The sequence below is a fragment of the Pseudoduganella lurida genome (genome assembly GCF_007830455.1).
GTDB lineage: Bacteria > Pseudomonadota > Gammaproteobacteria > Burkholderiales > Burkholderiaceae_D > Rugamonas > Rugamonas lurida.
Window position 1 is genome coordinate 252307 of the sequence record NZ_VLLB01000008.1, and the last position, 11292, is coordinate 263598.

The window sequence follows — 11292 nt, forward strand, 5'->3', positions numbered from 1 at the left end:
CTGGGCAGGCTACCGGATGGTCAACCTCTCCCTGTCGACCGAGTTCGACGTCCTGACGGCCCGCCAGCGCGCCATGCAGGTTGCCGGTCTCTGTGGCTTTCATTCGCTCGATCAGGTGCGCCTGGGCACCATCGTTTCCGACCTCGCGCGTGACCTGGTCGGATACGGCGCGGGCACGGTACGTTTCACCCTGCGTGAAATGGCGTTGCGCATGGCGCTGGAAGTCGCCATCCGCCAGGACAGTCCGGAAGGGGCGCCGGACGTGCCGGCCCCGGCGGCCGGCCAGCGCCCGGCGCCACGCCGTGCGCGCTGGGGCGCGCAGGATGCGTCCGCCGCCGCGAACGCGGCCCGCGGCTGGAGCGATGCCTTCCATGCCGACCTGTCCGCCGCCCGTCCCGGTTTCGTGTTCTCGCGCGGCTGTCCGCCCGGCGCCGATATCACGCCCGAATCGTTTGCGCGCCATGCCGCCGCCTTCGAAGGCGTGCCGGTGGACGAGGAGCTGGCGCGCGCACTGCAGCGCAATGCCGCGCTGACATCGGAGTTCGCCGGCCCGGCCGCCCGGCCGCCGACCCTGCGGGACAATGTCGACCAGTTGGCGCGCGCCAGCCGCGCAATGGGCGAACGTGCCGACGCGGCCCTGCAGGCGGATGCGCACAAGGGCGAGTTCCTGGCCATCCTCGCGCATGAATTGCGCAGCCCCCTGGCGGCGGCGGGCGCGGCGGCCGAACTCCTCGTCAACGCGCAATCCGTGCAGGTCGAGCAGCTGCGCAGCATCGGCCTGATGATACGGCGCCAGGTGCGGCACATGAGCCGTTTGACGGAAGACCTGCTCGATGTGTCGCGCTTCACGCGCGGTGCGATCGTGCTGGCCAGCGATGCCGTCGACCTGCCCGCGACGATCGCCGATGCCATCGAGCAGGTGGGCGAACTGATACGCCGGAAGGGGCAGCGCGTGCAGTGGCTGTGCACGGCGCCGGCAACGGTGTCGGGCGACGCCACGCGCCTGGTCCAGGTGTTCGCCAACCTGCTGGCCAATGCCAGCCGCTATTCGGGGCGCGGGACGCAGATCGGCATCGCGCTGACGGCAATCGGCAGCGAGGTGCTGGTCGAGATCGTCGACGAAGGCATCGGCATGGAACCGGCCGTCATCGCCTCGCTGTTCGCCTTCTATGCGCAGGCCCACGTTTCCGCGGACGGCCGCGAGGGCGGACTGGGACTGGGCCTGGCGCTGGTGGGCAGCCTCGTGGTGGCGCACGGCGGCACCGTGGCCGCGCACAGCGCCGGTCCCGGCACGGGCAGCGTGTTCTCGGTGCGCCTGCCGCTGGCCGGGCAGGGATGATCGGACAGGGATGATCGGGCAGGGATGATCGGGCAGGAATGAGGGGGCAGGGATGAGGGGGGCAGGAATGAGGCAGGCCGGGGCCGCCCGCGGCGCCTTGTGATTCCCCGCCGCGTGCGTTAGTCTGGCGCAGTCCGGACTGAAGATACGCGATGAACGAAACTCCCCCACCCGACGCGCCGCAGGCTGCGCTGCCGCGCTGGCACCCCGTCCTCCCCGCGGCCGACCTGGCTGCCGGCATCGACCTCTCCCTCGGCTTCATGGCGGGCGAGGAACTGGCGCTGTGGCGCGCCGCCGATGGCGCACCGCAGGCCTGGGCCAACCGCTGCCCGCATCGGGGGCTGCGCTTCACGCTGGGGCGGCTGGTTGGCGACCGGCTGGCCTGCGCGTACCACGGCTGGGAATTCCAGGCCGGCGACGGCCGCTGCGTGGCCATTCCGGCCCACCCCGACATGCGCGTCCCGCGCGGCATCTGTGCGACCACCTACCGGACGGCGCAGCAGGATGGCATGGTGTGGGCCAGCGCCGGCGTTCCCGCGGCACCGCCGCCATCGAACGGCATCGACACGATCGTGCGCACGCTGGGCGTCGACGTGCCGCCGGCATTTGCTGCCGCGGCCCTGCTGCAGGCTGGCTGGACGGCGCTCGCGCCCGACGTGTTCGGCGGTGCGCTGGCCGGCGCGCCCGTCACCCTCTACCTCACGCATGCTGCCGCAACGCTGGTGCTCCTGCATGCCGGCGTGGCAGGCACGCCCGAGACGGCGCAGGTGGCCCGGTTGCATGCCGCGCTGCGGACCCTGCGCGACGACCTCGAAGCGCAGCATGCGGCACGGGAGACGCCGCCATGACGACCGATCCGAACGTGCTGCACGACTGGCTGACGGTGGGCCCGGCCAGCCGGCTGGACGGCACCTGCGCCGAACGTCCCTACATCGCGCGCCTGCTGGGTGGCGAGGCGCGCGTCTGGCGCGGCGCGGATGGCGCACCGGTCGCCACGCTGGACGGCCGGCCTGCCGCCGCCTGCATCCGCTACGACTACCTGTGGCTGTGGCCGGCCGGTACGCCGGGCGCGCTGTTCGCGTTCCCCGAATTCGACGCACCGGACGGGCGCCGCATCATCGACTGCGACGGCATCGGCGTGGCCGTCTCCGGCCTGCGCATGGTCGAGAACTTCCTCGATATGGGCCACTTCCCGTTCGTGCACGCGTCCTACCTGGGCGAGGTGCCGCATACCGAGGTCAAGCCCTACACCGTGACCATCGACGTGGCCAGCGACGAGATCCTGGCCACCGGATGCCGCTTCCTGCAGCCGAAGGCATCCAGCACCGCCACCGGCGCGCTGGAGATCCATTACCGTTACCGCGTGATGCAGCCGTTCACGGCGATGCTGCACAAGACCGCGTTCACGCGCCCCGGCCGGATGGATGCCATCGCGCTGTTCGTCCAGCCCGTCGACGAGGAACACATCATCGCCTACACGCTGATGGCGTATGACGACGACACCTCGTCCGACACGGACCTGGTCGCGTTCCAGCACACCATCTTCGCGCAGGACAAGCCGATCCTGGAAAACCAGGTGCCGAAACGGCTGCCGCTGCGGCCCGGCCGCGAAACGCCGGTGCGCTGCGACGCGCTGTCGATCGCCTACCGCAAATGGCTGCTGGCGCGCGGCATGCGCTACGGCGCACTCACCGACTGAACGCATGCGTCTCTTTGACTACGAACTCTCCGGCAACTGCTACAAGGTGCGCTTCCTGCTGCACGCGCTGGCCCTCCCGTACGAACGCCGCGCGATGAACTTCCATCCGGGCCGCGAGCACAAGGCGGCCTGGTTCATCGAGCACCACCATCCGCGCGGCCAGCTGCCGGTGCTGGAGGACGATGGCGTGTCGATCCCGGATGCGCAGGCCATCCTCGTCCATCTGGCGAGCCGTTACGACCCGGCGGGTCAGTGGTATCCGGACGATCCGGCGATCCGCGCGCGCATCGCGCCATGGCTGGCCGTCGCCGACGACCTCACCGGCAGCGCGGGTGCCGCGCGCCTGCACGATGCGTTCGGCTATCCGCTCGATATCGCCGCATGCCGCCGCGCCGCGCGGGCCGTGTTGCGCCGGCTCGACGATCATCTTGCCGAAGGCGCCAGCGGCGGCGCGCGCTGGCTGGCAGGCACGCCGGTACCGACGATCGCCGACATCGCCTGCTTTCCCTACGTGGCGCTGGCGCCGGAAGGCGGCATCGCGCTGGACGCGTTTCCGGCCCTGCGGCAGTGGGTCGGCCGCTTCCGCCGGCAGCCGGGATTCATCGGCATGGCGGGCATCATGGCGCCGCAGATCGGTCCCTGAGCGGTCCCTGATCTGTCCCAGAGCGGCCCCTGCGCGGTTGCACATAGCGCACCGGTCGCTCAACCGTGAGCGGGTCGGACGATATCTTCGTTATAATTCCAGCAGGTAACATGGCGGCCCGCGCCTGTTGCCGCCGCCGCTCCGGCGGCATGCCGACCCAACGAACGACGCACCATGATGCCCATCTCCCCGACCTTCCTGCCGTCCGGCAGCCACACCGCCGAGCTGATCCGGGCATTTCCCTGGGCCGGCACGGCACTGGGCCCGCTGGATGCCTGGCACCCCGGCATGAAGGCCATCGTGTCGATGGTGCTGCAGTCGCCCGTGCCCATCGTCACGCTGTGGGGGCCGCTCGGCTACATGATCTACAACGACGCCTACTCCGTGTTTGCCGGCGGCCGCCACCCCACGCTGCTGGGGTCCGAGGTGCGCAAGGGCTGGCCGGAAGTGGCGGACTTCAACGACAACGTGATGAACGTGGTGATGGCCGGCGGCACGCTCACCTACGTCGACCAGGAGCTGACGCTGCACCGCACCGGCCAGCCGGAGCAGGTGTGGATGAACCTGGACTATTCGCCCGTCACGTATGACGACGGCACGATCGGCGGCGTGATCGCCGTGGTGGTGGAAACCACCGCCAAGGTGAAGGCCGAGCGCCGCATCGGCGAGGAACGGGGCCGCCTGGCCAGCATGTTCGAGCAGGCCCCCGGCTTCATGGCGATGGTGACCGGGCCGGAACACCAATACGAGCTCGCCAACGACGCCTACCAGGAACTGGCCGGCCACCGCGAACTGCTCGGCCGCACCACGCGCGACGTGTTCCCGGAACTGGTGGACCAGGGCCTGCTGGAACGGCTCGACAGGGCCTATGGCACCGGCACGGCGGTCTTTGGCGACGCCGTACCGTTCGCGCTGCACGCCACCGCCGTCGCGCCGGGCAGCCACCGCTTCCTCGACTTCGTGTTCCAGCCGCTGAAGGACGGCGCCGGCAATGTGTTCGGCATCTTCGTGCAGGGCTCGGACGTGACGGAGCGCATCGCCGCCGAAACGGCGCTGCGCGAGAACGCCGCGGCGCTGGCGCAGATGAACGCCACGCTCGAATCGCAGGTCGCGCACCGCACGGCCGAACGCGACCGCATGTGGCGCCTGTCGAAGGACATCCTGCTGGTGGCCGATTTCAACGCGCAGCTCACCGCCGTCAGCCCCGCTTTCACCGCCATCCTCGGCTGGCAGCCGGACGATGTGCTGGGCCGGTCCTTCCTCGACCTGGTGCACCCGGACGACCGGGACGACACGGTCCGCCAGGTCTCGGCACTGAGCGCCGGTGCCAACGTGTTCCGCTTCGAGAACCGCTACCGCCGCAAGGACGGCAGCTACACCACGCTGTCGTGGACCGCTTCCCCGGATGCCGCATTCATCCACGCGATCGGCCGGGACATCACGGCCGATATCGCCCAGGCCGAAGCGATGCGCCGTACCGAGGTGGCGCTGCAGCAGGCGCAGAAGATGGAAACCATCGGCAAGCTGACGGGCGGCGTGGCGCACGACTTCAACAACCTGCTGCAGGTCATCTCCGGCAACCTGCAGCTGATGGCGGCCCTGGTGACGGACCGGCCGGACGTGACGAAGCGGCTGGACAATGCGCTGGCCGGCGTCGAACGGGGCGCCAAGCTGGCCGGCTACCTGCTGGCCTTCGCGCGCCGCCAGCCGCTGGAGCCGAAGGTGGTCAAGGTGAGCCGCCTGATCACGGGCATGGAGGACATGCTGCGCCGTTCGCTGGGCGAGGAAATCGAGATCGAGACGGTGATGTCCGGCGGGCTGTGGAGCGCGTCGATCGACGTGGCGCAGATGGAGAACGCCCTGCTCAATCTCGCCATCAATGCGCGCGACGCGATGGATGGCCAGGGGCGGCTGACGATCGAGGTGAACAACACGCTGCTCGACAGCGTCTACTGCGCGGCCCATCCCGACGTGGCGCCGGGCCAGTACGTGATGATCGCCGTCAGCGATACCGGCAGCGGCATGCCGCCGGACGTGCTGGCCCAGGCCTTCGAACCGTTCTTCAGCACGAAGCCGGAAGGGAAGGGCACGGGCCTGGGCCTGTCGATGGTGTATGGCCTCGTCAAGCAGTCCGGCGGCCATATCAAGATCTACAGCGAGCCGGGTCACGGCACCACCGTCAAGCTGTACCTGCCGCGCACGCGCGAGGCGGAGGATCCCTACACGCTGCTGGACACCACGCCGGTCGTCGGCGGCACGGAGACCGTGCTGGTGGCGGAAGACGACGATGCGGTGCGCGCCACCGTGGTCGACATGCTCACGGAGCTGGGCTACCGCGTGCTCAAGGCCAGCGATGCGTCCGCCGCGCTGACGGTGATCGACAGCGGCGTGCCGATCGACCTGCTGTTCACGGACGTGGTGATGCCCGGCCCGCTGCGCAGCCCCGAGCTGGCGCGCAAGGCGAAGGAACGGCTGCCGTCGATCGCCGTGCTGTTCACGTCCGGCTACACGGAAAACGCCATCGTGCATGGCGGCCGCCTCGATGCGGGCGTGGAGCTCATCGGCAAGCCGTACACGAAGGAGAGCCTGGCCCGCAAGGTGCGCCACGTGCTGGCCAATGCGCGCCAGCGCAGCGAGCCGGCGCCGGTGGAGGCGGCGTCGCCTGCCAATGTGGTGCGCCCCGCACCCGTCCACGCCAAGCTGAAGGTGCTGCTGGTGGAGGACGAGGAAGACATCCGCAACAACACCCGCGACATGATCGAATTCATCGGCCATGACGTGGTGGCGGTGGCCAGCGCCGAAGCGGCCCTGCCGTTGCTGGCCGCCTCGATCGACCTGCTGATCACGGACCAGCAATTGCCCGGCATGGGAGGCGGGGACCTGATCAAGCTGGCGCGCGCCCAGGTGCCGCATCTGCAGACGGCGCTGGCCACCGGCTACGGCGGCGCGCTGGCCGATGCGAGCACGCTGGTGCTGGAAAAGCCGTACAGCCTGGACGACCTGCGCCGGCTGATGCAGTCGCTGGACAGCCGCGGTCAGGAGGAGGCATGAGCATGACTGCTCACCGCCGCGCATGAAACGCTCATGCAATTGACGATTCGACGGGGCGGCGCGGGTGGCAATTGGCCTTATGATCCGTGATTGTCCCCTAGACCATCATTCGAGACCAATGCCGAACGTATCTGCCGCGCCGCGCCTGCCCCGTCTTCTTCCCCTCACGCTTGCCCTCCTGGCCCTGACCGCTTCCGCGCAGGAGCTGGGCATTCCGCAGGCTTCCGACAGCCAGCAGCAGCAGGCGCGTACGCGCGTCACGGCCACGTCGCCCGTGTTCCTGATGGTGGCCGCGCCGCTGGCGGCCGAGGGCAAGGCCAGCGTGTTCTCGTCGTATGACGGCGCGCAGTTCACCACGCTCGCATCCGAAGCGCTGGCCACCGGGGGCGGCGCGACGGCCGATGCGTCCATCATCGGCCATGATGGCCAGTACTACCTGGCATCCGTGCAGGGCGGCAGCCTGAAGGTGGCCCGTTCGGCCGACCTGAAACACTGGCAGACGGTCTCCGACACGCGGCTCGATGGCACGCAGCCGAGCGCACCGCGCTGGCTGGCCGCGAAGGGCGGCTTGCCGCAGCTGGTGGTCACGCATGGCACAGGTGCTGCGGCCCAGGTGCGCATCCTCACGCCGGATGCGGCGTTCCGGCAGTGGTCCGCGCCGCAGGTGGTGCAGGGCCTGGCCGGCAGCGCGGTCATCGTCCCCATGGACCGTGGCTACGCCGCGCTGGTGCGCAACGCCGCCGGCCAGCTGGAACTGGCGACAGCGTCGTCGCCCGCCGGCCCGTGGCAGGTCGCGCCGCAAGCCGGCCTGGCGCAATGGGGTGCCACGGCCGGCACGCCGTCCCTCGTGAAGCTGCCCGATGGCGGCTGGCGCGCCTACTTCTCCGGCACCGACCGGCAGCTGTATTACGCGGACAGCAGCGATGGCCTGCGCACGTGGACGGCGAAGGCGCAGGTTGGCGGGGTGTCCGGGGTCGTCGGCAATGCCACCGTGGTGCTGGAAGAGCGCAAGGCATTTGCTGCCGCGGTCAAGCCGAAGGGCCGGCCGAAGAAGATCACGTGGGACGAACATTCGATGCTGGTGGACGGCAAGCGCATCGTCGTGTGGTCCGGCGAAGTGCATCCGTTCCGGCTGCCGAGCCCTTCGCTGTGGCGCGACGTGATCCAGAAGATGAAGGCGGTCGGCTTCAACGGCATCGCCTTCTACTTCGACTGGGGCTACCACTCGCCGGCGCCGGGCGTGTACGACTTCGCCGGCGTGCGCAACGTGGAACGCGCCATCGAGATCGCGGAAGAAGAGGGCATGTACATCATCGCCCGCACCGGCCCCTACGTGAACGCGGAGCTGACCGGCGGCGGCTACCCCGGCTGGATGCTGCGCAACAAGGCCGAGGCCCGCACCGACGATCCGGCCTACCTGGCCGCGGCGGACGAGTGGATGACGCAGATTAACGCCATCATCGGCCGCCACCAGGCCACCGATGGCGGCGGCAACGTGATCGCCTACCAGCTGGAAAACGAACTGGGCAAGGTCGAGCCGAAGCACGTGCGGCAGATGGAGCACCTGGCGAAGAAGGCGCGCGGCGATGGCATCTCCGTGCCGTTCTTCCACAACGCGGCCGGCCGCCTGCCCGACTGGACGCCGCCGAAGTCGACGGCGGCCTGGGCCAACCCCGGCCCCACCGACCTGTATGCGTTCGACGGCTACCCGGGCGGCAGCTGCAATGTGTTTGCCGATCCGGCCGGCCCGAACAAGGCGCCCGACTGGGGGATCTACGGCACGCCGGGACCGAAGGCGGGCGCACTGTCCTCGCCCGGCACGCCCGGTTTCGCGGCCGAGCTGGGCGCCGGCTGGTTCGACTACTGGGGTTCCAACGGCACCTATAACTGCACGGCGGAGCGCCAGGGCAAGGGCTACCAGCGGGTCTTCTACGGCACCAACCTGATCAACCGGATCACCATCCACAATATCTACATGACGTTCGGCGGCACCTCGTGGGGCTGGCTGGCCGGGCCCGTGGTGTACACCTCGTACGACTACGGCGCGCCGATCTCGGAAGACCGCGGCCTGCGTCCCAAGGCGCTGGCGCTGAAGCAGCAGGGCATGTTCGTGCAGGCCGCCGAAGCGGCGCTGGCGCAGATGGACAAGGGCCCGGCGATCCGCACCTCCATCCCGCAGGCGAAGGTGTACCACAACGTCAATCCGAAGCTGGGCGCGCACATCCTGCTGGCGGTGCACAGCCCGTCGAATGTCATCACCGATGACCGCTTCACGTTCGACCTGGAGACGAAGGACGGCAAGTACGCCGTGCCGCTGCGCCTGAATGGCCAGGATGCCAAGATGCTGCTTGCTTCGTATCCGCTGGAGCGCCACCACCTGGTGTATTCGACCTCCGAACTGCAGACGCATTTCCGGAATGGCGAGCGGGACATCGCGCTGCTGCATGGCCGCGATGGCGAGGAAGGCGAGACGGTGCTGCGCTACGCGAGCGCGCCGCAGGTGGAGGTCCTGGGCGGCAAGGTCGCGTCCAGTTTCGACCAGGCCACCGGCGACCTGAAACTGACGTACACGCACGACGGCCTGGCCCGCGTGCACATCAGCGGCGGCGGGCGCACGCCCCTGCTGCTGCTGGTCGCTGACGAAACGACCAGCCTGCATTTCTGGACGCAGAAGACGCCCGCCGGGCAGGTACTGCAACTGACGCCGGCGCTGGTGCGTTCGGCCACGCTGGCCGGCGGCACGCTGGCGCTGACGGGCGACACCAGCGCGGCCAGCACCTTCGAGCTGTGGGGGCCGGCGTTCACGTCCGCCACGTTCAATGGCGCCGCGCTGGCGCTGACGGCGCAGCCCGATGGCAGCTTCCGCACGGGTGCCGTGGCGGGGCCGGATGCCGTGAAGCTGCCGGACCTCACCGCGCGTGCGTGGCTGCGCCGCGCCGACAGTCCCGAGGCGCAACCGGGCTTCGATGACTCGGGGTGGGTGAAGGCCGATACACGCGGCTCGGCAGCGCAGACCTGGACGATGCCGGAGCGGGGCCAGCCCACGCTGGCGATGAGCGACTACGGCTTCCACCACGGCGACGTGTGGTACCGCGGCCATGTCGACCTGGCCGACGGCAAGACCGACCAGCTGGAGCTGTTCTACGGCGCCGGCGGCGCGGGCATGGTGCAGGTGTGGATCGACGGCCGCTTCGTCGGCCAGCATGAACTCGACACCGGCCGTTCGTTCCCGGAGACGACTGACAGCGTGAAGCTTGCGCTGGGCAAGCTCAAGCCGGGCAAGCACGTGATTGCCGTCATGGTGCGCAACAATTCGCACAACTGGGACCTGATGGCAGACGATTATCACCGCGAGGCGCGCGGGCTGATCTCGGCCTCGCTCACGTCGAAAGGCGGCCAGCGCTTCGCCGTGCCGATCGCATGGCGCATCCAGGGCAACCGGGGCGGCGAGAACATCGCCGACGTGGCACGCGGCCCGCTCAACAATGGCGGCCTGTATGGCGAGCGGGAAGGGTGGCACCTGCCGTCGTCGCCAAAGGCCGGCTGGACGGGCGCGAAGAGCACCGACGCACCGCCGGCGGCCGGCACCTACTGGCTGAAGACGGACTTCGACCTGGACCTGCCGAAAGGACATGACGTGCAGCTGGGCCTCGCGTTCGGCGACACCGGCAAGCCCCGCTCGGAGCGCGAGAACCGCGTGCTGATCTTCGTGAACGGCTGGAACATGGGGCAATTCATCGCCCACATCGGGCCGCAGCGCACGTTCGTCATCCCGCCGGGCATCCTCAACCCGAACGGCCCGAACACGGTCGCGCTGGCCGTCACCACCGATGGCAAGCGCGAGAATGCGCTGGAACCGGTACGCCTCGTCAATATCCGCACCGCCCGCGGCGGCGTCCCGCTGGAGATGGTAACCGCGCCGCGGTGATCGCTACTGCCCAGCTCGTGTCTCGTTTGGTGCCTGACCCCGATGGTGACACGAGCTCGGCCGTAAATTATTTACGCTTTTAAAGCCTGGAATTGAGGGCAAAACACCCCTTGTTTCTCGCTCAAGAAAGTCAAAAACCTGCCGCCAGAGCGCCGGCATGGGGCCATCCTTGAGGGTTTCAAGTAAAAAGTTCCGTCTAAAAACCGCCTCAAGCTTTCCGTGTGGACACCGTTACCCGTTACAACAGCGGCTTGAGCGTCACGGAACAGCGTGACGGGCCAAAGTGACAGAGCAGACCGCCAAACAGCAGCACCGTTTTGGAGTAATACCATGGCCTCCGTCATCAACACCAACATCGCTTCCCTGAACTCGCAACGCAACCTGTCCGGCTCGGCGAGCGCACTGTCCACCTCCCTGCAACGTCTGTCGTCCGGCCTGCGCATCAACAGCGCGAAGGACGACGCCGCCGGCCTGGCGATTTCCGACCGCATGAACTCGCAGATCCGCGGCATGACGCAGGCGACCCGCAACGCGAACGATGGTGTTTCCCTGGCGCAGACGGCCGAAGGCGCCCTGGCGTCCTCCGGCGACATCCTGCAGCGTATCCGCGAACTGGCCGTGCAGTCCTCGAA

7 protein-coding genes are annotated in these 11292 nt (G+C 69.0%); all 7 read left to right on the forward strand.

Features of this window, described 5'->3' with window-relative positions; genetic code table 11:
- The first annotated feature begins 16 nt into the window (after positions 1–16).
- On the forward strand, positions 17–1339 hold the full coding sequence (locus tag IP91_RS20900; protein ID WP_145651550.1) for an ATP-binding protein: 1323 nt from the start codon (positions 17–19) through the stop codon (positions 1337–1339).
- Between the two features lie 152 nt (positions 1340–1491).
- The gene (locus IP91_RS20905) at positions 1492–2187 is read left to right on the forward strand and encodes a Rieske 2Fe-2S domain-containing protein (RefSeq protein WP_145651552.1); all 696 of its coding nucleotides are present in this window, start codon (positions 1492–1494) and stop codon (positions 2185–2187) included.
- Positions 2184–3038: an aromatic ring-hydroxylating oxygenase subunit alpha gene (locus IP91_RS20910; RefSeq protein WP_145651554.1), complete on the forward strand. Its 855-nt coding sequence runs from the start codon at positions 2184–2186 to the stop codon at positions 3036–3038. The genes IP91_RS20905 and IP91_RS20910 overlap by 4 nt, the downstream gene beginning before the upstream one ends.
- 4 nt (positions 3039–3042) lie before the next feature.
- Positions 3043–3681 carry a glutathione S-transferase family protein gene (locus tag IP91_RS20915; RefSeq protein WP_145651556.1) on the forward strand — a complete coding sequence of 213 codons (639 nt, stop codon included), beginning with the start codon at positions 3043–3045 and terminating at the stop codon, positions 3679–3681.
- Between the two features lie 174 nt (positions 3682–3855).
- Positions 3856–6732: a PAS domain-containing protein gene (locus IP91_RS20920; RefSeq protein ID WP_145651558.1), complete on the forward strand. Its 2877-nt coding sequence runs from the start codon at positions 3856–3858 to the stop codon at positions 6730–6732.
- 118 nt (positions 6733–6850) lie between these two features.
- Positions 6851–10660, forward strand: a complete 3810-nt coding sequence (locus IP91_RS20925) for a beta-galactosidase (RefSeq protein WP_145651560.1) — start codon at positions 6851–6853, stop codon at positions 10658–10660.
- A gap of 330 nt (positions 10661–10990) precedes the next feature.
- On the forward strand, positions 10991–11292 hold a 302-nt coding region (locus IP91_RS20930; protein WP_443094140.1), incomplete at its 3' end, for a flagellin N-terminal helical domain-containing protein.